The sequence below is a fragment of the Paracoccus tibetensis genome (assembly GCF_900102505.1).
Classification (GTDB): domain Bacteria; phylum Pseudomonadota; class Alphaproteobacteria; order Rhodobacterales; family Rhodobacteraceae; genus Paracoccus; species Paracoccus tibetensis.
On the sequence record NZ_FMVT01000001.1, the window covers coordinates 472,413 to 496,323 of the forward strand.

General features: G+C 70.9%; 24 protein-coding genes. 15 read left to right on the forward strand and 9 right to left on the reverse strand.

From position 1 onward, the window contains the following. Positions 1-79 precede the first annotated feature (79 nt). Positions 80-1,525, forward strand: coding sequence for a peptidoglycan-binding domain-containing protein (locus tag BLP73_RS02355; RefSeq protein WP_245686509.1), 1,446 nt, complete (start codon positions 80-82; stop codon positions 1,523-1,525). A gap of 11 nt (positions 1,526-1,536) precedes the next feature. On the opposite strand, the gene BLP73_RS02360 is transcribed toward BLP73_RS02355, so the two are convergent. Next, a complete protein-coding gene (locus tag BLP73_RS02360) occupies positions 1,537-2,988 on the reverse strand; it encodes a TrkH family potassium uptake protein (protein ID WP_090740078.1) in 1,452 nt (483 codons plus the stop codon). A 211-nt stretch (positions 2,989-3,199) separates the two neighbouring features. On the opposite strand from BLP73_RS02360, the gene BLP73_RS02365 reads away from it, so the two are divergent. Both BLP73_RS02365 and BLP73_RS02370 read left to right on the forward strand, forming a co-directional pair. Further along, entirely contained in the window at positions 3,200-4,321 is a 1,122-nt protein-coding gene (locus tag BLP73_RS02365) for a Ppx/GppA phosphatase family protein (RefSeq protein ID WP_090739888.1), read from the forward strand. After that, positions 4,321-5,088 carry an RlmE family RNA methyltransferase gene (locus BLP73_RS02370; RefSeq protein WP_090739889.1) on the forward strand — a complete coding sequence of 256 codons (768 nt, stop codon included), beginning with the start codon at positions 4,321-4,323 and terminating at the stop codon, positions 5,086-5,088. Before BLP73_RS02365 ends, BLP73_RS02370 begins: the two co-directional genes overlap by 1 nt. Before the next feature lie 64 nt (positions 5,089-5,152). Here the strand turns inward: BLP73_RS02370 and parE are convergent, their stop codons facing one another. Continuing rightward, positions 5,153-7,111, reverse strand: a complete 1,959-nt coding sequence (parE, locus tag BLP73_RS02375) for a DNA topoisomerase IV subunit B (protein WP_090739890.1) — start codon at positions 7,109-7,111, stop codon at positions 5,153-5,155. Positions 7,112-7,230: 119 nt separating this feature from the next. Continuing rightward, positions 7,231-7,884: a glutathione S-transferase family protein gene (locus BLP73_RS02380; RefSeq protein ID WP_090739891.1), complete on the reverse strand. Its 654-nt coding sequence runs from the start codon at positions 7,882-7,884 to the stop codon at positions 7,231-7,233. Positions 7,885-8,028: 144 nt separating this feature from the next. On the opposite strand from BLP73_RS02380, the gene BLP73_RS02385 reads away from it, so the two are divergent. From BLP73_RS02385 to ccoS, 6 genes are all read left to right on the forward strand, one after another. Next, on the forward strand, positions 8,029-8,703 hold the full coding sequence (locus BLP73_RS02385) for a DUF1007 family protein (protein WP_175453209.1): 675 nt from the start codon (positions 8,029-8,031) through the stop codon (positions 8,701-8,703). After that, the gene (locus tag BLP73_RS02390; protein ID WP_245686510.1) at positions 8,700-9,662 is read left to right on the forward strand and encodes a nickel/cobalt transporter; all 963 of its coding nucleotides are present in this window, start codon (positions 8,700-8,702) and stop codon (positions 9,660-9,662) included. Before BLP73_RS02385 ends, BLP73_RS02390 begins: the two co-directional genes overlap by 4 nt. Positions 9,663-9,727: 65 nt before the next feature. Next, the gene (gene ccoG / locus BLP73_RS02395) at positions 9,728-11,158 is read left to right on the forward strand and encodes a cytochrome c oxidase accessory protein CcoG (RefSeq protein WP_090739893.1); all 1,431 of its coding nucleotides are present in this window, start codon (positions 9,728-9,730) and stop codon (positions 11,156-11,158) included. Then, complete coding sequence (locus tag BLP73_RS02400; protein ID WP_090739894.1) at positions 11,155-11,640, forward strand: FixH family protein; 486 nt, start codon at positions 11,155-11,157, stop codon at positions 11,638-11,640. The genes ccoG and BLP73_RS02400 overlap by 4 nt, the downstream gene beginning before the upstream one ends. Before the next feature lies 1 nt (position 11,641). Further along, positions 11,642-13,855: a heavy metal translocating P-type ATPase gene (locus BLP73_RS02405; protein ID WP_090739895.1), complete on the forward strand. Its 2,214-nt coding sequence runs from the start codon at positions 11,642-11,644 to the stop codon at positions 13,853-13,855. Between the two features lie 6 nt (positions 13,856-13,861). Then, entirely contained in the window at positions 13,862-14,023 is a 162-nt protein-coding gene (gene ccoS, locus BLP73_RS02410) for a cbb3-type cytochrome oxidase assembly protein CcoS (protein ID WP_090739896.1), read from the forward strand. On the opposite strand, the gene hisG is transcribed toward ccoS, so the two are convergent. The 3 genes from hisG to hisS are packed head-to-tail and all read right to left on the reverse strand — an operon-like array spanning position 14,020 to position 17,251. Further along, positions 14,020-14,700, reverse strand: a complete 681-nt coding sequence (gene hisG / locus BLP73_RS02415; protein ID WP_090739898.1) for an ATP phosphoribosyltransferase — start codon at positions 14,698-14,700, stop codon at positions 14,020-14,022. The two genes, ccoS and hisG, sit on opposite strands and share 4 nt — an antisense overlap. Further along, complete coding sequence (locus BLP73_RS02420) at positions 14,697-15,770, reverse strand: ATP phosphoribosyltransferase regulatory subunit (protein WP_090740082.1); 1,074 nt, start codon at positions 15,768-15,770, stop codon at positions 14,697-14,699. Before BLP73_RS02420 ends, hisG begins: the two co-directional genes overlap by 4 nt. After that, entirely contained in the window at positions 15,770-17,251 is a 1,482-nt protein-coding gene (hisS, locus tag BLP73_RS02425) for a histidine--tRNA ligase (RefSeq protein WP_090739900.1), read from the reverse strand. Before hisS ends, BLP73_RS02420 begins: the two co-directional genes overlap by 1 nt. 57 nt (positions 17,252-17,308) lie before the next feature. On the opposite strand from hisS, the gene BLP73_RS02430 reads away from it, so the two are divergent. The 5 genes from BLP73_RS02430 to ispG all read left to right on the forward strand — a co-directional run bounded on the left by BLP73_RS02430 (position 17,309) and on the right by ispG (position 21,161). After that, positions 17,309-17,527, forward strand: a complete 219-nt coding sequence (locus BLP73_RS02430; RefSeq protein WP_090739902.1) for a SlyX family protein — start codon at positions 17,309-17,311, stop codon at positions 17,525-17,527. Between the two features lie 157 nt (positions 17,528-17,684). After that, a complete protein-coding gene (locus BLP73_RS02435) occupies positions 17,685-18,977 on the forward strand; it encodes an adenylosuccinate synthase (RefSeq protein WP_090739904.1) in 1,293 nt (430 codons plus the stop codon). Positions 18,978-19,059: 82 nt separating this feature from the next. Further along, positions 19,060-19,275, forward strand: a complete 216-nt coding sequence (locus BLP73_RS02440; protein WP_090739906.1) for a DUF2842 domain-containing protein — start codon at positions 19,060-19,062, stop codon at positions 19,273-19,275. Beyond that, positions 19,272-19,961 (forward strand): thiamine diphosphokinase, encoded by a 690-nt coding sequence (locus BLP73_RS02445; protein WP_090739908.1) that lies wholly within the window; start codon positions 19,272-19,274, stop codon positions 19,959-19,961. Before BLP73_RS02440 ends, BLP73_RS02445 begins: the two co-directional genes overlap by 4 nt. 66 nt (positions 19,962-20,027) lie before the next feature. Then, complete coding sequence (gene ispG, locus BLP73_RS02450; RefSeq protein ID WP_090739910.1) at positions 20,028-21,161, forward strand: flavodoxin-dependent (E)-4-hydroxy-3-methylbut-2-enyl-diphosphate synthase; 1,134 nt, start codon at positions 20,028-20,030, stop codon at positions 21,159-21,161. 3 nt (positions 21,162-21,164) lie between these two features. Here the strand turns inward: ispG and BLP73_RS02455 are convergent, their stop codons facing one another. Next, complete coding sequence (locus BLP73_RS02455) at positions 21,165-21,455, reverse strand: hypothetical protein (RefSeq protein WP_090739912.1); 291 nt, start codon at positions 21,453-21,455, stop codon at positions 21,165-21,167. Between the two features lie 97 nt (positions 21,456-21,552). Further along, the gene (moaA, locus tag BLP73_RS02460; protein ID WP_090739913.1) at positions 21,553-22,563 is read right to left on the reverse strand and encodes a GTP 3',8-cyclase MoaA; all 1,011 of its coding nucleotides are present in this window, start codon (positions 22,561-22,563) and stop codon (positions 21,553-21,555) included. 117 nt (positions 22,564-22,680) lie between these two features. On the opposite strand from moaA, the gene BLP73_RS02465 reads away from it, so the two are divergent. Beyond that, complete coding sequence (locus tag BLP73_RS02465) at positions 22,681-23,187, forward strand: hypothetical protein (protein WP_090739915.1); 507 nt, start codon at positions 22,681-22,683, stop codon at positions 23,185-23,187. Here BLP73_RS02465 and BLP73_RS02470 read toward each other — a convergent pair. Next, positions 23,163-23,849 carry a DNA alkylation repair protein gene (locus BLP73_RS02470; RefSeq protein ID WP_090739917.1) on the reverse strand — a complete coding sequence of 229 codons (687 nt, stop codon included), beginning with the start codon at positions 23,847-23,849 and terminating at the stop codon, positions 23,163-23,165. The genes BLP73_RS02465 and BLP73_RS02470 overlap by 25 nt on opposite strands. Positions 23,850-23,911: the final 62 nt, after the last annotated feature.

Consider the following 23,911-nt stretch of genomic DNA (forward strand, 5'->3'; position numbering starts at 1 on the left):
TAGGCGCGGGGCAGGGCAGGGTCAATAAAGCCTGGCGGGCGACGGACCTGCGGGCAAGAAGCGGGCAAGGAGACCGGCGATGCGGCGCATGGCAGTGATGGTTCTGGCGGCGGCTCTGCCGGCCGCGGCATGGGCCGAGGACGTGGTGATCCGGCTGGAGGCCAAGCGCACCGCCGAGGCGGCGGCGCAGGCGGCGGCGGCCTATGCCGCGCGGTTCGAGAACGTGGTGACGCTGGACCTGCCCGGCGGCTGGACCGGCATCGCCATCGGTCCCCTGGAGCGTGAGGAGGCGGTGGCCCGGCTCGCGGAGCTGAAGGCCGCCCGTGCGGTGCCCTCTGACGCCTTCGTCAGCGCGCCCCCGACCAGCACGGTGCTGGTGCCAGCGGGGCAGGAGGCAGGCACGACTGCCGACGACGCGGCGGATACGGCGAACGATGCGGCGGAGGCAGAGGAAGCTGCCGCCGCGGATGATGCGGCGGAGGCGGAGGAGATTGCCGCCGACGCCGATCCGGCGGATGCGGGGGCGGATGCGCCGGAACCGGAGCCCGCGGCAGAGCCGGAGCCTGCACCCGAGCCGGAAGCGCCAGCGCTGCCGGAGGGCAGCTTCCTGCGGCTCGAGGCCTATGCGGATGAGGCCGAGGCCCGCGCCGCCCTGGCGCGCTGGTCCGATGCGTTCGGTTCGGCCTGGATGTGGCAGCTGCCGGACGGCTGGTTCGCCATCGCGATCGGGCCGCTGCCGGCCGAGGCCGCCTCGGCCTGGCTGCCGGTCCTCAGGTCGGCCGAGGTCATCCCCTCGGACGCGCTGGCCACCGAGGCCGCCGCCCTCGGCACGCCGGTCGAGGAGGGCGCCGCGCCGAACGGGCTGGAGGCGCCCGGCGAGGCCCAGCCCCTACCGCCCTTGGACGAGGTGCAGCGCGCGCTGCGTTGGGCGGGCCATTACGAGGGCGAGATCGACGGCAAGGACGGGCCGATGACGCAGGCCGCGATCCGGGCGCAGATCGCGACGGCTCGCGCCTCGACCGATCCCGGCACGGCGCTGCGGCTGCTGATCGAGCACCGCAACGCCTGGCGCGCCGAGCTGGGCCTGCGCGAGCTGCGCGACGAGGCGACGGGCCTGTCGGTCACCGCTCCGATGGAGGCGCTGGCCTTCGACCGCGCCGAGCGCGCGCTGTCGATCTACGGGCCGGCGAACGACTCGGGCGCAGCGATGATCCTCTTCAGCCAAGAGGGCGGGCAGCAGGAGCTGCTGGACCTCGCCGGGCTGGTGACCGCGCTTGGCTGGGTGCCCCAGCCCCGACGCGCCATCTCGCAGGGGCGGGTGCGCCTGGACGGGGCCAATGACAGCCATGTCGCCAGCGCCGAGGGCTGGGTGAGGGACGGCCGCGCCGAGGGGTTCGTGCTGATCTGGCCGGCCTCGGACCCCGACACGCAGCGCCGCATCGCCGCCGAGATGTCCGACAGCCTGGCGCGCTTCGCCGAGGCGGGCGAGGATGCCGGCGCTCCCGCCTTACCGGTCAGCGAGTGACGGGGTGACGCTCAGCCGCGCCAGAAGCGTGGCAGCAGCAGCACGAGGACCGAGACCAGCTCGAGCCGGCCCAGATACATCCCGAGGATCATCATCCACTTGGCGGCGTCGGGAAAGCCGGTGACGCTGCCATTGGCGCTGACCTCGGGGCCCCAGACCGGGCCGATATTGGCGATGGCCGTCCAGGCCCCGGTCAGGGCAGTGCGCGGATGCAGCCCGGTCAGCGAGAGGCCCACGATCAGAAGGCCGAAGGTCAGCATGAACAGCGTGAAGAAGGCCATGACCGAGTCGACGACGTCCTTCTCGAGCGGCCGGCCCTCGTAGCGCAGCGGATAGATCCGGTGGGGCGAGTGCATGCGCCGGATCTGCGCGCGCACGGCCTCGAACAGCACGAGGTAGCGGAACACCTTGACCGAGCAGCCGGTCGAGCCGGTGCAGCCGCCGATCAGCCCGACGACGATCAGCAGCGCCAGCGGCAGGTGCCCCCAGGCCAGCATGTCGGTCGAGGCGTAGCCCGTGCCCGAGAAGGTCGAGATCGTGTTGAACACCGTCTCGCGGACCAGCTCCAGCGGGTGCTGGTCCTGGTGCATGTAGAGCAGCCGGTAGAGGGCGATGATCGCGCAGGCGTAAAAGATCCAGCGCAGGTAGGTCCGCACCTGCCGGTCCTGCCAGATCGAGACGTAATCCCCACGCATCGCCTGCACCAGCCGGATGAACGGCACCGAGGCCAGGATCATGAAGACCGAGGCCGCCCATTCCGGCCCGCCCAGATAGGCGCCGAAGCTGGCGTCGTAGTTGGAAAAGCCCCCGGTCGAGCAGGTGGTCATCGCGTGGACGATGGCGTCGAAGCCGGTCATGCCCAGCATCATGTAGGTCAGCGCGCAGGCGACGGTCATGAGCACGTAGATCACCGTCATCTCCGAGGCGATGGCGCCGGCGCGGGGCAGCACCTTGCCGAGCGTGTCGAAGCCCTCGGACCGGAAGAACTGCATCCCCCCGATCTTCATCACCGGCAGGAAGACCATCGCGACGACGACGATCCCCAGCCCGCCCATCCATTGTAGGATCGCGCGCCACAGGTGCACGCCTCGCGGCAGCCCGTCGAGGACCGGAAAGGCGGTGGTGCCGGTGGTGGTGACGCCCGACATGGATTCGAAGAAGGCATCGACCAGCCGCGCGCCGGGCTGGCCCAGAACGAAGGGCATCGCGCCGAAGACCGGGATGACGATCCAGATCCCCGAGGTCAGTAGGAAGGCCTGCTGCAGCTTCAGCGAGGTGTAGCGCCCCCGCGTGACCACCGTGACCAGCATCCCGATCACGACCGTCACCAGGCTGCATTCCAGGAAGACCATCCAGTGCGGATCGCCGTTCCACCAGTCCACCAGCATGGGCGCCGTCATGGCGGCGCCCAAGGCGATGACGATCTTTCCAATAGGATGGGCCACCGGGCGCAGGTCGATCATCCCGCCTGCTTGCCGCCTTGCCCCCGCGCCGTCAAGCGGGCCGCGCGCGGCGCGGCGCCATGACCCGCGCGCCGCCTGCCGGAGGGCCGGCCGCGCTGCCCGCACAAGCGGCTGCGGCGCGCGGCGCGGGGTCACGCTGCGGCAGCGCCCCTTGAACCAGCGCATCCGGCAGGTTACGTTTTGTGCAACTTGTCATCGGAGGGCGTGTGTCATGACGCCCAAGCGTCCTGCGGGTGCGGACGCGTTCCCGAGAAATGCGGTCGAGCCGTCAGGCACCCGACAACCCGAGGAAGGAGCGCTCTATGCCGCGCTCGATCTCGGGACCAATTCGTGCCGGATGCTGATTGCCCGTCCGGCGGGCAGTCAGTTTTCGGTCATCGACAGCTTCTCCAAGCCGGTTCAGCTTGGCCAGGGGCTGGAAGCTTCGGGACGCCTGTCCCGCAGCTCGATGGCGCGCACGGTCCATGCGCTGCAGGTCTGCAAGCGCAAGCTGGAACAGCACAAGGTCCGCAAGATGCGGCTTGTGGCCACCGAGGCGTGCCGCAGGGCCAAGAACAGCCGCGACTTCATGCGGACGATCCGGCGCGAGACGGGCCTTCCGGTCGAGGTCATCGACGCCGAGGAGGAGGCGCGCCTCGCCGTCATCTCCTGCGCGCCGCTGGTCAGCCACAAGACCGAGACGCTGATGGTCGTCGATATCGGCGGCGGCTCGACCGAGCTGGTCTGGATCGATCTCGAGGATGTCGAGCCGAAAGAGCGCCCCCGCGCGATCATGCGCCTGTCGGACGGCTTCGGGAACCCGCAGCCGGGCGGGGCGCGCGTGGTCGACTGGATCAGCGTTCCCCTGGGCGTCGCGACGCTGCGCGACCAGTTCGCCGATGTCGAGGACGACCAGGGCCGCTTCGCCCTCATGTCCTGGTTCTTTGAGGAGGCGCTGTCGGGCTTTGCCCCCTATGCCGACGGCGCGCCGGACGAGGGGTTTCAGATCATCGGCACCTCGGGCACGGTCACGACTGTCGCCGCCAGCTTCCTCGGCCTGCGCCGCTACGACCGCACCAAGGTCGACGGGCTCGAGATGACCTCCGAGCAGATCGACCGCGTCATCCATTCCTACCTGCAACTCGGCCCCGAGGGGCGCCGCACCGATCCGCGCATCGGCCGAGAGCGGCACGCGCTGATCATGTCCGGGGCCGCCATCCTGCAGACCCTGATGCGGGTCTGGCCGACGACGCGGCTCTCGGTGGCGGATCGGGGGCTGCGCGAGGGGTTGCTTTACGCCCAGATGGTGCGCGATGGGGTGCTGGCGCCCGAAGGACTGAACGGAGTGGCCTGATGACGAAACAACCCACCAGCCGCGAGGGCAAGACCAGCGGCCGCGGCACGCGCGATCTGAAGGTGCGCGTGAAGACCGCCAAGGGCCGCAAGATGTCCTCGAAGCTCTGGCTCGAGCGGCAGCTGAACGACCCCTATGTCGCCCGCGCGAAACGCGAGGGCTATCGCGGCCGCGCCGCCTACAAGATCATCGAGCTGGACGACAAGTACCGCTTCCTGACCCCCGGCGCCCGCGTCGTGGATCTCGGCTGCGCGCCCGGCGGCTGGTGCCAGGTGGCCGTCGCCCGCGTCAACGCGCTCGGCGAGAAGTCCGGCAAGAAGATCGGCCGCGTCCTCGGCCTCGACCTGCAGGAGGTCGATCCGATCGCAGGCGCCGAGATCCACCAGCTCGATTTCCTCTCGGAAGGCGCCGACGACCAGGTGAAGGAATGGCTCGGCGGTCCCGCCGACGTCGTGATGTCCGACATGGCCGCCAGCGCCTCGGGCCACAAGGGCACCGACCACATCCGCATCGTGGCCCTGGTCGAGGCCGCCGCCCAACTCGCCTTCGACGTGCTCGAGCCCGGTGGCACCTTCGTCGCCAAGGTCCTCGCCGGCGGCGCCGAGACCGAGATGCAGGCGATGCTCAAGCGCAACTTCGACAAGGTCGCGAACGTCAAGCCGCCCGCGAGCCGCAGCGACAGCTCGGAAAAGTTCGTCGTCGCCACGGGCTTCCGGGGCCGCCCTGACAGCGCAGCCGGCAGCGAAACGGCTGTTTCTCTGTTGTAGAAATACCCCGGGGGTCCGGGGGCGCGAAGCCCCCGGCTTCCGCCTGCCCGGCACGGGCAGGCCATCAAACGTCCAGCTCCTCCACGAAGCGCGCGTTCTCCTGGATGTACTCGAACCGCAGCTCGGGCTTCTTGCCCATCAGCCGCTCGACCAGATCGCCCGTCTCGCCGCCCTCGTCGTCGTCGATGCTGACCCGGATGAGCTTCCTCGTCTTGGGGTTCATCGTCGTGTCCTTCAGGTCCTTGGCGTCCATCTCGCCCAGCCCCTTGAAGCGCTGCACGTCGATTTTGCCGCGCCCGCCAAGGCCCTTGGCCATCATCCGCTCCTTCTCGGCGTCGTCCGAGACGTAAAGCCGATGCGCCCCCTGCGTCAGCCGGTAGAGCGGCGGGCAGGCGAGATACAGGTGCCCCTTGTCGATCATCGGCCGCATCTGCGTGAAGAAGAACGTCATCAAGAGCGAGGCAATATGCGCCCCGTCCACGTCGGCATCGGTCATGATGATGACCTTGTCATAGCGCAGATCGTCCACGTTGAACTTGCTGCCCATGCCCACGCCAAGAGCCTGGCAGAGATCGTTGATCTCCTGGTTCGCGCCCATCTTGCTGGACGCAGCCCCCAGCACGTTCAGGATCTTGCCGCGCAGCGGCAGCAGCGCCTGGTTCACCCGGTCGCGGGCCATCTTGGCGCTGCCGCCCGCCGAATCGCCCTCGACGATGAACAGCTCGGTCCCGTCCCGCGCCGTCGCGCTGCAATCCACCAGCTTGCCCGGCAGGCGCAGCTTCTTGGTCGCGGTCTTTCGGGCCGTTTCCTTCTCCTGCTTGCGGCGCAGCCGCTCCTCGGCGCGCAGCACGAGGAAATCGAGGATCGCGCCCGCCGATTTCGTATCCGCCGCCAGCCAGGTGTCGAAATGATCGCGCACCGCGTTCTCGACCAGACGCGCGGCCTCGGTGGTGGCCAGCCGGTCCTTGGTCTGGCCGACGAATTCCGGCTCGCGGATGAAGCACGACACCAGCGCGCAGCCGCCCGTCAGCAGGTCCTCGCGGGTGATGTTCGCGGCCTTCTTGTTGCTCACGCGCTCGCCATAGGCGCGCACGCCCTTGAGGATCGCGGCCCAGAAGCCTGCCTCGTGCGTGCCGCCCTCGGGGGTCGGGACCGTGTTGCAGTAGGACTGGATGAAGCCGTCGCGGGCCGGGGTCCAGTTGATCGCCCAGTCCACCTTGCCCGGCGCCTTGAAGCGGGCGAAATCGACGGTCCCGGCGAAGGGGCGGTCGGAATAGGTGCTGGCGCCGGACAGCGTCTCGGCGAGGTAGTCGGCAAGGCCGCCGGGGAAGTGGAACGTGGCCTCGCGCGGGGTCTCGCCGTCGTCGATCTCGGTCTTCCAGCGGATCTCGACGCCGCTGAAAAGATAGGCCTTCGACTTCACCATCTTGATCAGCCGCGCGGGCTTGAAGCGGTGATGGCCGAATATCTCCTCGTCCGCGTGGAAGGTCACGGTGGTGCCGCGCCGGTTCGGCGCCGCGCCGATCCGTGCCACCGGCCCGGCCGGAACGCCGCGCGAGAAGCGCTGCTCGTAAAGCTCCTTGTTCCGGGCGACCTGCACCACCATCAGGTCCGACAGCGCGTTGACGACCGAGGCGCCGACCCCGTGCAGCCCGCCCGAGGTCTGGTAGGCATCGCCCGAGAACTTGCCCCCCGCATGCAGCGTGCAGAGGATCACCTCCAGCGCCGACTTGCCCGGAAACTTCGGATGCGGGTCGATGGGGATGCCCCGGCCGTTGTCGCGGACGGTGACGCTGTAATCGGCGGCCAGTTCGACCTCGATCCGGGTCGCGTGCCCCGCCACGGCCTCGTCCATCGAGTTGTCGAGGATCTCGGCCACGAGGTGATGCAGCGCGCGCTCGTCCGTGCCGCCGATATACATGCCGGGGCGCTTGCGGACAGGCTCCAGCCCCTCCAGCACCTCGATCGAGGATGCGGAATAGCTGTCGGCGCCCAGATCGCCCGAAAGAAGGTCGTCGGCCATGTGCTGCTTGTCCTGTCGTCTTGTCTGGGGGGCGTTATCTCACGCAGCAGGGCCATGCGGCAAGGGCTGGTGTCCCGCGCGCGGCCGGACGCCACAGATTGCGCGGGCCTTGAGCAGGCTCAAGCCGGCTCGGCCTCGCGCGCGGCCCACATCGTCTTGAACGCCGGGCGGGACTGGCAGGCGTCCAGCCAGCGGCTGACGGCCGGCCAGGCCGCGCGCAGGCGGTTGTCGGTCCAGCCGTAGCGCACGATCTCGGCCATCATCAGGTCGGCGGCGGTGAAGCGGCCGCCCACCAGATGACCATGCGCGGCCAGGTGATCCTCGAGCACCTTCAGCGGGCGCTTCAGGCGGTCGATGGCGTCGGTGACCAGCGCGCGGTCCTCGGCGCCGGCCGCGGGGCGGTTCAGCATCTGGATGGTCAGCGCGTCCGGCTCGATCGAGGTCGCGGCATACAGCGCCCATTGCAGCATCAGCGCGTCCTCTGCGGCATCGGCGGGCGCCAGATTGCCGCCATGCTTGCGCGTCAGGTGCATGACGGCGGCGAGGGATTCCGAAAGGACCAGCCCCTCGTCCTCGATCACCGGGATCGCGCCGGCGGGCGAGAGCGCCAGGAAGGACGGGCTGCGCGTGTTCGGCGGCGCGCCCCGCGCGTCGGCATTGGCGAGGCGGTAGGCCTGGATCACCGGCTCCTGCCGGAAGGGCAGGTCCAGCTCGTGGCAGAGCCAGATGATGCGCGAGGCGCGCGAGCGGGTGACCCCGTGGATGACAAGCATGTGCGGCCCTTCCGTGGCTTTTGCGGCATGGAAGCCCGCCGGGCCGACCGGCGCAACCCCGCCCATCTGGCGCAGCGGTGATTTGCCAAGCGGCGCGCGCGGCCCTAAACGCACCCCATCCCTGACCAGCCACGGATGGTGCCGATGCCGCGCGTCCCGCTTGCCGCACTTGCCCTTTCGCTTCTGCCCGCCGCCGCCGGCGCGCATCCGCATGTCTTCATCGATGCAGGGCTGGTGCTGAACTACGACCAGCGCGGCCGGCTCGCCTCGGTCGAGGTGGAATGGGCCTATGACGCCTTCTACTCGATGCTGATCCTCGAGGATCACGGCATCGTCCCCGGCCCGGCCGGGCTGGCGCCGGACGAGGCCGCCGCGCTGAACGGCTTCGATTCGGACTGGGAGCCGGGCTTCGAGGGAAGCCTCTATCTGGGTGTCCAGGGGCGGCGCGTGGCACTGGCCCCGCCGCACGGCTTCACGGCCGAGCTTCGGGACGGCCGGCTCGTCTCGCGCCATGTCCGACCGCTGGCCGAGCCGCTGCCGGGCGATCTGCCGCTGCTGGTCGAGGTCTACGATCCCGAGTTCTACGTCGACTTCTCGATGCCGGCCGCCCCGGTCATCCGGGGCCGCGCCGACTGCCGGGCCGATTTCCGTCCCGGCGACAGCTATGCGGCGGCCGACGCCTATGCCGCGGCGCTGCGCGACGCCCTGAGGCGCGAGCTGGGGGCGATGGCCGACGAGGGCGCCGAGGAGATGGTGCAGGTCGACATCGGCTCGGTCGGCGCGGACGAGGTGCGGGTCAGCTGCGCGGGCGCCTCGTGACCGGCGCGGCGGGGCGCGTGCTGGCGCTGGCCGGCCTGGGCGTCGGGCTGGCGCTGATGGCGCTGTGGCTCTCGGGCGGGCTGGCCGGGATCGAGCACTGGGCCGCCGACCGGCAGCGCGAGGTGCAGAACCTGATGGCCGGCGCCCTCGGCCGCCTTCGGGCGGGCGAGCCGGGCGCGGCCCTGTCGCTGATGGGGCTCTGCTTCGCCTATGGCTTTGCCCATGCTGCGGGGCCGGGGCACGGCAAGCTGGTCATCGGCGGCTACGGCTATGGCAGCCAGGTGCCGCTGGCGCGTCTGGCGGGTCTGTCGGTGGCGGCCTCGCTGGCGCAGGCGGGGGTGGCGGTCGCCGTGGTGGCGGGCGGCATCGCGATCCTCGATCTCTCGCGCCAGCAGCTGACCGCGCTGAGCGAGCGGCACATGGCCGATTTCGGCACGCTGATGATCGGCCTCGTAGGCCTGTGGCTGGCCCTGCGCGGGGCGCGGATGCTGCGGGACGCGGGCCGCGCCGCCCCCGCGCAGGGCCATCACCACGGGCATCACCACGGGCATCACCACGCGCACGCTTATGACCATGGCGATCACTGCGGCTGCGGCCATGCGCATGGCCCGACACCCCGGCAGCTGGCCGAAACGCGCAGCTTCCGCGACGGGCTGCTGGTCGTCGCCGGCATCGCCCTGCGGCCCTGCACCGGCGCGCTGTTCCTGCTGATCCTGACCTGGCGGATGGAGATCTTCGCGATGGGCGTGGCCGGCACCTTCGCGATGGGTATCGGCACGGCCTCGGTCACGCTGGCGGTCGCCGTGCTGTCGGTCTGGGCGCGCCGCGGCAGCCTGGCGCTGGCACCCGAGAGCGGCCGCTTCGGCACGCTCGCCCGGGTGCTGCCGGGGGCGATGCAGCTGGGCGCGGGGCTGCTGATCGCGACCGTCTGCGCCGCGATGCTGCTGCGCGTCACTTGATTCAGGTCAAGGAAGCGGGTCCGCCGCGGGCCTAGAAGGGTCCTGCGAAACAGGAGCCTGCCTTCATGGCCAGCGAACAATCCGACGTGCCGAGTCTCTACGCGGCGCGCGAGCCGATCTTTCCCAAGCGCATCTCGGGCCGCTTCCGCAGCCTGAAATGGGCCATCATGGCCGTGACGCTGGCGATCTACTACGTCACGCCCTGGATCCGGTGGGACCGGGGCCCGGCCATGCCCGACCAAGCGGTGCTGGTGGACCTGGCGAACCGCCGCTTCTTCTTCTTCTGGATCGAGATCTGGCCGCACGAATTCTACTTCGTCGCCGGCCTTCTGGTCATGGCGGGGCTGGGCCTCTTTCTCTTCACCGCGGCCCTGGGCCGGGTCTGGTGCGGCTATGCCTGTCCGCAGACCGTCTGGACCGACCTCTTCATGACCGTCGAGCGCTGGATCGAGGGTGACCGCAACGCCCGCATCCGCCTGCATCGCGCGCCCTGGTCGCTGGCGAAGGCCCGGCTGCGCGGGGCGAAATGGGCCGCCTGGCTGCTGATCGCCGTGGCGACGGGCGGGGCCTGGGTCTTCTACTTCACCGATGCGCCGACGCTGGCGCGCGACCTGGTGACGCTGAACGCCCATCCGGTCGCCTGGCTCACCATCGCGATCCTCACCGCGACCACCTTCGTCTTCGGCGGCTTCGCGCGCGAGCAGATCTGCATCTATGCCTGCCCTTGGCCGCGCATCCAGGCCGCGATGATGGACGAGGACACGCTGACCGTCGGCTATCGCGACTGGCGGGGCGAGCCGCGCGGCAAGGCCGCGCCAAGCACGACGAAAGGCGACTGCATCGACTGCATGGCCTGCGTGAACGTCTGCCCGATGGGCATCGACATCCGCGACGGCCAGCAGCTGGAATGCATCACCTGCGCCCTCTGCATCGACGCCTGCGACGAGATGATGGACCGCACCGGCCGCCCGCGCGGGCTGGTCGGCTATCTCGCCCTGTCGGACGAGACGGCCGAGCGGGCGGGGGCCGCGCCGCGCCCGCTGCTGCGCCATGTCCTGCGGCCGCGGATGATCGTCTATGCCGGGCTCTGGTCCGGCATCGGCGCGCTTCTGGTGGCGGGGCTGGTGCTGCGCTCGGCCGTGGACATGAACGTGACGCCCGTGCGCAACCCGCTCTTCGTCACGATGAGCGATGGCGGCGTGCGCAACGCCTACGAGCTGCGGCTGAGGAGCAAGCAGCACGATCCGCGCAGCTACGTCTTCGCCGTGACGGGCGAGGGCGCCGAGGCGCTGACCCTGACCGTCGAGGGCGAGCCGGCCGGCGCCGTCACCGTGCCGGCTGACCAGACCCTGACCCGCCGCATCTACCTGACCGCCCCGCCGGGCGCCGCGCTCGCCGGTGGCGAGACGAGCCCGATCACCCTCACAGTCGCCGATACCGACGGACCCGCACGCAGCAGCGTCCAGACCGTCTTCCACGGAAGGAACCTGCAATGACCCGCGAACTGACCGGCCGGCACGTCCTGGCCATCACCCTGGCCGCCTTCGGGCTGATCATCGGCGTGAACCTCATCATGGCCGTCAAGGCGGTCGGCAGCTTCCCCGGACTGGAGACCAAGAGCAGCTACATCGCCTCGCAGCACTTCCAGGCCGAGCGCGACGCCCAGCAGCAGCTGGGCTGGGAGGCGGGGCTGCGGCTGGTCGAGGGGATGCTGGTCCTGACCCTCGTCGACGCCACCGGCGCGCCCGCCAGCCCCGGGGCGATCCGCGTCCAACTGCGCCGCCCGACCCATCAGCGCGACGACATCGAGCTTGAGCTGATCCCCGAAGCCGCGGGCCGTTGGTCCGCGCCCGCGCGGCTGGCCGGCGGCAACTGGAATGCCGACGTGACCGCCGCCGCGCCCGGCGGGGTCCACTTCCGCCAGCGCCTGTTCCTCGACATCGAGGCGCCGCGCGGCGCGGTCACGGGCGGGCTCTGACATGGCCGAACTTTCCGCCGCCCCCTCTGCCGCGGTCTTCGCCCCCCGCCTCGGCGCCTGCCCGGCCTGCGACGCCGTGCCGCTGGCGCAGAGGCTGGCCGACCGGGCCGAGGCGCAGGCCCCCGCGCGGCTGATCCTGTCGCTGCCGCAGGCGCATTGCGCCATCTGCATCACCGACATCGAGGACGCGCTGGCCGCCCATCCCGGCGTCCGCGGGGCGCGGGTCAACCTGACGCTCCGTCGCGTGACCGTGGACGCGCCGGGCCTGACGGCCGCCGACCTGATCCCCGTCCTCGCCCGCATCGGCTACGAGGCGCACGAGCTGGACCCCGACGCCCTCGCCACGACCACCGCCGACCGGGCCGGGCGCGACCTGCTGATGCGGATCGGCGTCTCGGGATTTGCCATGATGAACGTCATGGTCCTCTCGGTCGCCGTCTGGTCCGGGGCCGAGGCCGCGACGCGCGACCTCTTCCACTGGATCAGCGGCGCCATCGCGCTGCCGACCGTCGCCTTCGCCGGCCAGCCGTTCTTCGCCAGCGCATGGGCCTCGCTGAAGGCGCGGCGCCTCGGCATGGACGTGCCGATCTCGCTGGCGCTGATCCTCGCCAGCGCGATCAGCGTCTTCGAGACCGCCCATTCCGGCCATCACGCCTATTTCGACGCCGCCGTGATGCTGTGCTTCTTCCTGCTGATCGGCCGCTATTTGGACCACCGGACCCGCGCCATCGCCCGCTCGGCCGCGGCCGAGCTGACCGCGCTCGAGGTGCCGCGCGCCACGCGGCTGCAGGGCGGCGCCGAGCATGTCGTCCCCGTGGCCGAGCTGCGCGCGGGCGATCTGATCCGCGTGCGCCCCGGCGGCCGCATCCCGGCCGATGGCGAGGTCGTGGACGGCGCCTCCGAGATCGACCGCGCCCTCCTAACCGGCGAGACACTGCCGGTGCCGGCCCAGCCCGGCATGATGCTCTCGGCGGGCGAGGTGAACCTGACCGGCCCGCTGGTAATCCGTGTGACGGCGGCGGGGCAGGACAGCTCGCTCGCGCGCCTGACCGCGCTGGTCGAGGCGGCCGAGAACGCGCGCGGCCGCTACACCTCGCTGGCCGAGCGGGCGGCGCGCGGCTACTCGCCCGCCGTGCACGCGCTGGCCTTTTCCTCCTTCCTCGGCTGGTTCTGGTTTTCCGGCGACCTGCGGCTGGCGGTGAACATCGCCGCGGCGGTGCTGATCATCACCTGCCCCTGCGCGCTCGGACTTGCGGTGCCGGCGGTGGCGACCTCGGCCTCGGGGCGGCTCTTCCGGCGCGGCCTCCTGATCAAGGACGGCACCGCGCTGGAACGCCTGGCCGAGGTGGACACGGTCGTCTTCGACAAGACCGGCACGCTGACCATGGGCCAGCCGCAGCTTCTGGCCGCCGACCTGCCCGAGGGCCTGCGCCCTGTGGCCCGCGCGCTGGCTCAGGCGTCCTCGCATCCGCTGGCGCAGGCGCTGGCGGCCGGGCTGGCCGAGGTGGAGCCGGCCACGCTGACCGAGGTGACCGAGATCCCCGGCAAGGGCATCACGGCCTGCTGGAACGGGCGCATGGTGCGCCTCGGCCGCGCCGACTGGCTGGACGCACCCGAGGGGCCGGAGGACGCGCTCCTCTCCAGCTGGTTCGGGATCGAGGGCGGCGCGCCCTGCCGCATCACCTTCAGCGACCGGCTGCGTCCGGGGGCGGCGGAATGCGTGGCGGCTTTGGGCGCGGCGGGCAAGCGGGTGATCCTGCTCTCGGGCGACCGCCCGGCGGCGGTCAGCCATCTGGCGGCCGAGCTGGGCATCGCCGAGTGGCAGGCCGGCGTCAGCCCGACCGGCAAGGCCGAGCGCGTCGGCGCGCTGTCGGAGGCCGGCGCGAAGGTGCTGATGGTCGGCGACGGGCTCAACGACACGGCGGCGCTGGCGCGGGCCCATGCCTCGGTCTCGCCCGCCTCGGCACTGGACGCGGCGCGGGTCGCCAGCGACATGGTGCTGACGGGCCAGGACCTCGCTCCGGTGGCCGAGGCCATCGCCATCGCGCAGCGGGCCACCACGCGCATCCGCGAGAACTTCGTGATCTCCTTCGGCTACAACGTCCTGGCCGTGCCCATCGCACTCGCCGGCTTCGCGACGCCGCTTCTGGCCGCGCTGGCGATGTCGATCAGCTCGGTCACGGTCACGCTGAACGCGCTGCGATTGAACAGGTAGGCGGCAATGGACATCCTGACGATCCTCATCCCCGTCTCGCTCGGCCTGGGCGCCGCGGGTCTTCTCGCCTTCATCTGGGCGCTGCGCTCGCGCCAGTTCGAGGACCCCAAGGGCGACGGCGAACGCATCCTCAGCGACCGGTGGGACGACCGGCCGCGCCCGGACTAGGGCTCGATCCTCAGCTGCGCGAGGAAGGCGTCCATCTGCGGCCCCATCGCCGCCCGCGCGGCGAACAGCGTCGCCTGCGAGCGCAGGATGGGCGCCTCGTCCAGGATGCGCAGGTTGTTCGCCCTGAGCGTCTCGCCGGACGAGGTGATGTCTGCGATCGCCTCGGCCGTCTGGTTCGCCACGGTGCCCTCGGTCGCGCCCTGGCTGTCGACCAGCTGGTAGTCGGCGACCTCATGCGCGGCGAGCCACGCGCGGACCAGACGGTGATACTTGGTCGCGATCCGCAGGCGGAAGCCATGCGCGGCGCGGAAATCACGGGCGATGGCGGCGAAATCATCCAGGTCGCGGCAGTCGCGCCAGCAATCCGGCACGGCAAGGATCAGATCGGCATGACCAAAGCCCATCGGCGCCAGCTCGGCCACGTCCGAGGACCAGCCGGCCAGCTTCTCGCGCACGAGGTCCGTGCCGGTCACGCCCAGCTCGATCCGCCCCGCTGCCAGCTCGCGCGGAATCTCGCCGGCTGACAGAAGGACCAGCGAAACGCCCTCGGCGCCCTCGACCCGGCCCGCATATTCCCGGTCCGACCCGGCCCGCGACAGGCGCACGCCGCGATCCGCGAACCAGTCGAAGCTCTGCTCCATCAGCCGGCCCTTCGAGGGGATGCCAAGCCGGATCATGCCGCGCCCTCCAGTTCGGCCAGCAGGCCCGGCCGGATGATCCCGCCCACCGCCGGGATCTCGCGCCCCTTGCCCAGCACCCGCGTCAGCGCGTCATAGCGTCCGCCCGAGGCGATGGGCGGCCAGCCCTCGCGAGAAGCGTGGAAGTTGCCCACATGAAAACTGAACGTGAAGCCGTCGTAATATTCCAGCGTGGTGCGGCCGTGGCTGGCGTCGAAGATCACCGCCTCCGGGTCGATCCCGTGCCCGGCGATGGCCGCCATCTGCGCGCCGATGCGTGCCACGGCGCCCGCGATGGCGGGCATGTCCTCGGCCAATTCCGCCAGCTGCGCCTGCACCTCGGGTGCGGGGCCGCGCAGGCGGAACAGGCGCTCCAGCCGCTCGGTCCAGATGGCGGGCAGGGGGGCGACGGCGGCGTCGGCGTTCAGCCGGGCGATGCGCCGGATCATCTCGGCCTCGGACCGCATCCCGGCCCAGGGCGCGTCGGCCTCGGGGAAGTGGCGCGGCACCGAGGGGGTCGAGAACCGCGCCAGCATCCGCCGGAAGCGGCCGGGCCGCCAGACGTGATGCAGCAGCGCCTCGCGCCGCGCCTCGGGCAGGGGCAGGCCGCGCACGGCGTCCAGCACGAGGCCCATGTCGCCGATTTCGGCCCTCAGGCGGTGCGGCGCCAGCAGGCGGTGGAACAGCGCGAAGACCTCGGCATCGGCGGCCGGATCGCGGCTGAACAGCTCGAAGCCCGCCTGAAGATACTCGTTGTCGCGAAGGGTTGCGGGGCGCTGATCGCCCATGTCCTGCTTGCGGAAGACCTCGCCCAGATAGCAGTAGCGCGCAGGCTCGGCGCCGTTCGTCATATGCGCCTCGACCACCGGCACCGTGAAGTCGGGCCGCAGCATCATCTCGCCCCGGATCGGGTCGGCGGTGACATAGGCGCGGGCGCGGATATCCTCGCCGTAAAGGTCCAGCAGGCTGCCGGCGGGCAGCAGGATGTCCGGCGCGACCTCCTCGGCCCCCGCCGCGCGGAAGGCCTCCAGAAGGCGCTGGCCGACGGCCTGCTTGGCGCGCTTGGGGATCATCCGAGGATCCGCCGCACTTCTGCGACGAGATCCGCGCGCGCGACCTCGGTCTGCGCCGGCTGCGCCTTCCACTCCTCGACCGAGGCCTCGGCGGCGATCTTCGCGCCAAGGATCAGGTCCTTGACCTGCACGACGCCGCGCGCAGCTTCATCCCCGCCCTGGATAACGGCCACCGGTGCACTGCGCTTGTCGGCATATTTCAACTGGTTGCCGAAGTTCTTGGGGTTGCCCAGATAGACCTCGGCCCGGATGCCGGCGGCGCGCAGCTCGGCCGCCATCGTTTGGTAATCGGCCATCCGGTCGCGGTCCATCACCGTCACGACGACCGGCCCCGCGGCTTCCGCCCCCGCCAGCCCCTTGGCCCGCAGCGCGGCCAGCAGCCGGTCCACGCCGATGCTCACCCCCGTCGCCGGCACCTTCTGCCCGGTGAACCGCTCGACCAGCCCGTCATAGCGCCCCCCGCCCGCGACGCTTCCGAACTGCCGCTTGCGGCCCTTTTCGTCGAGGATCTCGAAGGTCAGCTCGGCCTCGAAGACCGGCCCGGTGTAATAGCCGAGGCCCCGCACGACCGAAGGGTCGATCACCGCCCGGTCTTCGGCGACTCCCGCCGCCGCCAGCAGCGCGGCGATCTCGGCCAGCTCGTCCACCCCCTCGGCACCGATGGCCGAGCTGCCGATGGCCGCCCGCAGGTTCGCCAGCGTCTCGGCATTCCCGGCGCCTTTCGAGGTCAGGAAGGCCAGCACCGGCGCCGCCTGCGCCTCGCTGAGGCCCACGCCGTCGATCTGGGCGCCGCTGTCGTCGCGCCGCCCGGTGGTCAGCAGGGCCAAGACGCCGTCCCGCCCTACCTTGTCGAACTTGTCGATCTGCCGCAGCACGTCCTCGGCCTGATCAGGACGGACCTCGGCGGCCTCCAGCACCCCGTTCAGCACCTTGCGATTGTTGATCCTCACCAGATAGTCGCCGCGCGCGATGCCGACCGCCTCCAGCGCATCCCCCAGCATCCCGCAGATCTCGGCATCCGCCGCGACCGAGGCCGCCCCAACCGTGTCCGCATCGCACTGATAGAACTGCCGGAAGCGCCCCGGGCCTGGCTTCTCGTTGCGCCACACCGGCCCCATCGCATAGCGGCGATAGGGCGTCGGCAGATCGTTGCGAAACTGCGCCGCCACCCGCGCCAAGGGCGCCGTCAGGTCGTAGCGCAAGGCGAGCCAGTCGCCCGAGCCGCCGCCCGGCACCGCCTCCTCCTGCCAGGCGAAGACGCCGGCATTCGGCCGGTCCACGTCGGGCAGGAATTTCCCCAAAGCCTCGACCGTCTCGACGGCGCTCGTCTCCAGCGGATCGAAGCCATGGCGGTGATAGACCTCGGCGATGCGGTCCAGCATGGCCTTGCGCTCGGTGACGTCCGCGCCGAAATAGTCGCGGAAGCCCTTGGGCGTCTCGGCCTTGGGGCGGGGCTGCTTCTTTTGATCTTTCGCCATGGTCTTGCTTGCCTTTTGGGGGCCAATTCCGTGGCTGCTCTAGCGGAAGGACGGAACATGGACAAGGACGCAACAGGCCGCCTGACCGCGCTGGAGGAAACCCTGGCCCACCAGGCCCGCATGATCGACGACCTCTCCGAGATCGTCGCGCGCCAGGGCGCGGAGCTTGACCGCCTCGCCCGCCGCCTCGGGATGCTGATGGAGGCCGAGGCGCAGCGCCAGCTCGACACCGGCGGCACCATCCCCCTGGCCGACCAGCGCCCGCCGCATTACTGACGGACGCCCCATCTTCTGTGCGAAAATATCCCGGGGGTCCGGGGGCTGGCCCCCGGCCGCCGCCGCCGGCAAGCTCTGGACAAAGCCGCTTTCACCCAAGCCCGCGATGCGCTAGAGGCGGGGCGAAAAGAGCTGGCGGAACGGAAGGATCGCTTCAATGGCCAATGTGGTGGTTGTCGGCGCGCAATGGGGCGACGAGGGCAAGGGCAAGATCGTGGACTGGCTCTCCGAGCGGGCCGACGTGATCGCGCGCTTCCAGGGCGGCCATAATGCGGGCCACACGCTGGTCATCGGGGACAAGGTCTTCAAGCTGTCGCTGCTGCCCTCGGGGATCGTGCGCGAGGGCAAGCTGGCCGTGATCGGCAACGGCGTGGTGCTGGACCCCTGGGCGCTGTTCTCCGAGATCGACAAGCTGGCGGCGCAGGGCGTGAAGATCTCGACCGAGAACCTGATGATCGCCGAGAACACGCCGCTGATCCTGCCGCTGCACCAGGATCTCGACAAGCTGCGCGAGGAGGCCGCGGGCAAGGCCAAGATCGGCACCACCGGCCGTGGCATCGGCCCCGCCTACGAGGACAAGGTCGGCCGCCGCACGATCCGCGTCGCGGACTTGGGCGACGAGGAGACGCTGGACGCGCGTCTCGACCGGCTGCTCGCGCATCACGACGCGCTGCGCTCGGGCCTCGGCGCGACGCCCATCGACCGGGAGGAGCTGAAGGCCAAGCTGCTGGAGATCGCGCCGAAGCTGCTGCCCTACGCCCAGCCCGCCTGGAAGATCATGGCGGATGCCCGCAAGGCCGGAAAGCGCATCCTCTTCGAGGGCGCGCAGGGCTCGCTGCTGGACATCGACTTCGGCACCTATCCTTACGTGACCTCGTCCACCACGACGTCTGGCGCGGCGGCCTCGGGCACCGGGATGGGACCGGGCGCGATCGGCTTCGTACTCGGCATCGTCAAGGCCTACACGACCCGCGTGGGCGAAGGGCCCTTCCCGACCGAGCTGCATGACGCGGACGGCCAGCGCCTCGGCGAGCGGGGGCACGAGTTCGGCACCGTCACGGGCAGGAAGCGGCGCTGCGGCTGGTTCGACGCGGTGCTGGTGCGCCAGACCTGCGCCATCTCGGGCGTGAACGGCATCGCGCTGACCAAGCTCGACGTGCTGGACGGGTTCGAGACGCTGAAGATCTGCACCGGCTACGAGATCGACGGCACGCGCTACGACTACTTGCCCACCGCCGCGGCGCTGCAGGCGAAGGTGACGCCCATCCACGAGGAGATGGAGGGCTGGCAGGAATCGACCGAGGGCGCGCGCAGCTGGGCTGATCTGCCGGCGGCCGCCATCAAGTATGTGCGCCGGGTCGAGGAGCTGATCCAGTGCCCGGTCGCACTGCTCTCGACCTCGCCCGAGCGCGACGACACGATCCTGGTCACGGACCCCTTCGCCGATTGAGTTGCGTCCCGCGCCGCCGGGGGGCGATGCCCCCCGGACCCCCCGAGGATATTTGGACACAGAAGATGAAAGGGCGGCCGTCATGGATCTGAAGACGCGCAAGCGGCTGTCGATGCTGGTTCTGGTCGTGTTGCTGCCGGTCTACATCATCGTCGCGGTGACGCTGATGAACTGGCTTGACGCACGCTTCGGGCGCCAGCCGATCCTGATCGAGGTGCTGGTCTATCTGGGCCTCGGCATCCTCTGGGCCCTGCCGTTCAAGCGGGTCTTCTCGGGGGTCGGCCGGGGCGAGGAATGAGCGGCGCCGCGCGGCCGGCGCTTCGCAGCGCCGGTGGCGTCACGGTGATCGGCGGCGGGGCGGTCTCGCAGGCCGATCTCGCCGAGGCGCTGGAGGCGGCGCCGCTGCTGGTCGCGGCCGATGGCGGGGCGGACCGGGCCCTGGCCCTGGGGCGGATGCCCGACCTGGTGATCGGCGATCTCGACAGCCTGACGCCGGAGGCGCGGCGGCTGATCGCAGCGGACCGCATCCTGCATGTGGCCGAGCAGGACAGCACCGATTTCGCCAAGTGTCTGCAGCGGATCGAGGCGCCCTTCGTGATCGCGGTCGGCTTCACCGGGCTGCGGCTCGATCACACGCTGGCGGCGCTGACGGTCATGGCGGGGCATCGCGCCTGCCCGGTGCTGCTTCTTGCCAGCGACGACGTGGTCTTCCTGGCGCCGCCCGTGCTGCGCCTGCCGCTCGGGGCGGGCACGCGGGTCTCGCTGTATCCGATGGGCCCCGTGCGGGGAAGCAGCGCGGGGCTGGAGTGGCCGATCGACGGGATCGAGATGGCGCCCGGCGGGCGGGTCGGCACCTCGAACCGCGCGACAGGGGAGGTGACGCTTCGCAGCGAGGGGCCGCTGCTGGTGATGCTGCCGCGCGACAGTCTGAGCGTCGCTCTGTCGGCGCTCGGTCTGCCGGGGGCGGCCATCGCGGGGCTTTGAGGCGGGGCCTGTTGTAGGACCCGGCCATCTGGCCTATCTCTGGGCCGTAGCTGCGAGAGGGCTCCCATGTCGCTGAACCCCATCCGTCCCTGGCGCAACATCGAGCGTCGCAAGTCGCGCCAGATCATGGTCGGGAACGTCCCCGTGGGGGGCGACGCGCCGATCAGCGTGCAGACCATGACCAACACGGACGGCCATGACGTGAAGGCGACGCTGGCGCAGGTCATCGCCAGCGCCGAGGCCGGGGCCGACATCGTCCGCATCAGCGCGCCCGACCAGGAGACGACGCGCGCGCTGCGCGAGATCTGCCTCGAAAGCCCGGTGCCGATCGTGGCCGACATCCATTTCCACTACAAGCGCGCCATCGAGGCGGCCGAGGCGGGCGCGGCCTGCCTGCGGATCAACCCCGGCAACATCGGGGACGAGAGCCGCGTGCGCGAGGTGATCCGCGCAGCCAAGGATCATGGCTGCTCGATCCGGATCGGGGTGAACGCAGGCAGCCTCGAGCGGCACCTGCTGGAGAAATACGGCGAGCCCTGCCCGGATGCCATGGTCGAGAGCGGCCTCGATCACATCAAGATCCTGCAGGACAACGATTTCCACGAGTTCAAGATCAGCGTGAAGGCCAGCGACGTGTTCCTGTCCGCGGCGGCCTACCAGATGCTGGCCGATGCCACCGATGCGCCGATCCACCTGGGGATCACCGAGGCGGGGGGGTTCGTCGGCGGCACCGTGAAGTCGGCCATCGGCCTCGGGAACCTGCTGTGGATGGGGATTGGCGATACGATCCGGGTGAGCCTCTCGGCCGATCCGGTGCAGGAGGTGAAGGTCGGCTTCGAGATCCTGAAGTCGCTCGGCCTCAGGACGCGGGGCGTGCAGATCATCAGCTGCCCCTCCTGCGCGCGGCAGGGTTTCGACGTGATCAAGACAGTCGAGGCGCTGGAGCAGCGGCTGGAGCATATCAAGACGCCGATGAGCCTGTCGATCATCGGCTGCGTGGTGAACGGGCCGGGCGAGGCGCTGATGACCGATCTCGGCTTCACCGGCGGCGGGGCGGGCAGCGGCATGGTCTACGTGGCCGGCCGGCAGAGCCACAAGATGTCGAACGAGCAGATGATCGACCATATCGTCGGCCTCGTGGAGGCCCGCGCCGAGACGCTGGAGGCGCAGGCGGCGGCGGATCAGACCGCCGCCGAGTAGGTGCTACTGGCTGGGCGCCGGGGCGGCCGGGGCCGTGCCGGCCTCGCCATCGGGCGTCGCGCCGGGGACCGGTTCCTGCAGGGCGGGCGGGGCCTGGGCGCCGGAATGGTCCGGACCGTCGCTGGTCCGCGCCAGCAGCAGCATCGCCGCCACCAGCAGCAGGAAGCCCGCAGGCACGAGCACGAACAGCAGGCTGCGCAGGGTGTTGCGCTTGGGCTGGGGATCCCTCAGACCGCGGTCATGGGGGTTCGGCTGCTTGGCGTGCGGCGTGTTCAGGTTGGGGTCATGTGTCATGGAGCCTCCGGGCTGTGGATGACCCTCAACCCGTCAGGAGCCGCGATGTTTCCGCCTGCGCGCATCGGCCGCCCGTTTGCGGCCTGCCGGTGGCCGCTCAGCCGCCCGTATGGCTCATGTGGCGGCTCATCTGGCCGCCCACGCCCTGCCGTGAATAGTCGAAATCGTGACCCTTTGGCTTGCGGGCGATGGCCGCGCGGATGGCCTCGTGGAGCGGTGCGTCCGCGGCGCTGGCCCGCAGCGGGGCGCGCAGGTCCTTCATGTCCTCCTGCCCGAGGCACATGAACAGCTCGCCCGTGCAGGTCACGCGCACGCGGTTGCAGCTTTCGCAGAAATTGTGGGTCAGCGGGGTGATGAGGCCGATCTTCTGCCCGGTCTCGGCCAGGCGCAGGTAGCGGGCCGGACCGCCCGTGCGTTCTGCCAAGTCGATCAGGGTGAAGCGCTCGGCCAAGCGCGCCCGCAGGTCCGACAGGGGCCAGTACTGGTCCAGCCGGTCCTCGGCGCCCAGATCGCCCATTGGCATGACCTCGATGAAGGTCAGGTCATGCCCCTCCTCGCCGCACCAGCGTACGAGGTCGAACAGCTCGCCGTCATTGACGCCCTTCAGCGCGACGGCGTTGATCTTGACCTTGAGGCCCGCTGCGGTGGCGGCGCGGATGCCCTCCAGCACCTGCGGCAGGCGGCCCCATCGGGTGATGGCGGCGAACTTGTCCGCGTCCAGCGTATCCAGCGAGACGTTCACGCGCCGCACGCCGCAATCGGCCAGCTCGGCGGCGTAGCGCGCGAGCTGGCTGCCGTTCGTGGTCAGCGTCAGCTCGTCGAGCCCCGCCCCCAAGTGGCGCGACATGCCACGGAAAAAGCCCATGATGCCGCGCCGGACCAGAGGCTCGCCGCCCGTGATCCGCAGCTTCCGCACCCCCAGGGAGATGAAGGCGGTGCAGAGCCGGTCCAGCTCTTCCAGGGTCAGCAGCTCGGCCTTGGGCAGGAACTGCATGTGCTCGGCCATGCAGTAGACGCAGCGGAAATCGCAGCGATCCGTCACCGACACCCGCAGGTAGGTGATCGGGCGGGCGAAGGGATCGATCAGGGGCGCGGCGCTATGGGTCATCCCCTTATCTTAGGCATGCGGTGCTCCGCCCACAAGCGCGAGAGGCGCGCGTGCGCCCGTGGACCTTTGCGTCCGCGCCGGGCTAGGCTTTTCCGAGACGCCATGAAGGAGACCCAGATGGTCCGACTGCCCCTTGCCCTGCTGCTGCCCGCCGTCGTGGTCCTGGCCGCCTGCCAGCCGATGACGCAGGACCAGCGCCCCGGCGCCGCCCCCGCCGCCACCGCGACGCCCGAGCAGGTCGCCGCGGCCACCGCCGTCACCCGCGCGCCGGCGCCGCGGCCCTCGGCCCGCGCGACGGCCGCGCAACTGGACACCACGACGCCCGAGCAGCGCGCCGCCGCCGCGGCCCGGCCGACGACGGCCGAGGCGCGGCTCGGCACCACCGTCGCCTCGCTCGGCAACCCGACCGAAAGCGGCCTGTGGATCCGCACGCCCTTGGTGCGCGAGCGGGCGATGGGCCGGATCGTGAACCCGGCCAACGGCCGCTCGGCCCAGGTCGAGCTGATCCCGCTGACCTCGGGCGGCAGCGGCAGCCAGGTCTCGCTCTCGGCCTTCCAGCTGCTGGGCGTGTCGCTGACCGACCTGCCGACGCTGGAGGTCTACCGCTCGGCCTCGGGCGCCTGAGGAAGACCGGCCGCGCGGCGGGCGGCCGGCTTCAGCCCATGCGCGGCCGCGAAGGCCTCGGCGCGGGCCGGATCGCGCCGCGCGAGGTCCCTGAGCCAGGCGCCGAGCGCCTGCTGGATGGCGCCGTGCCCGGCCCCGGCCAAGGGCGCGGCGGCGTCCAGCACCTGGTCGCGCAGGGCGAGATCGACGGGCTTGGGATGCGGCATCCGCGCCAGCGGCTGCGTCATTGTCAGAAGGCTGCGCCGCGCCCAGGGGTTCGGATGCGCGGCCCAGGCCAGCATCGCGGGCAGCCGCTCGGCCGTGACCCGGCGCTGGCCGGCGGCGCTGACCGCATCCGCGAGGGCCGACCCGTCCAGCTGCGGCACCCAGGCCTCGATCAGCGCCCAGACCCCCTCGTCGGGGCGAATGCGCGCCTGCGTCAGCAGCTTTGCAGCCGCGATCCGCGCCTCGTGGAGGTCCGCCTTCCACAGCGCGTCCGCCAGCGCCACGCGCCCGTCGACATCGCGGGCGGCGCGCCATTCGGCGACCAGCGTGTCGATTTGCGCGGGGCGCAGGCCGAGCGTCTCGCGCCCCGACTTGTGCTGGGCGGCGATCTTGGCGGCATGGGCCGGATCGGCAAGGGCGCGCATCTGCGCGAGTTCTTGGGTCGCATCATGTTCCATGGCCGCGCTTCTAGGGCAGGGGCCCGCGCCGGGCAAGAAGCGGTGGCAGGCGCGACGTGGTG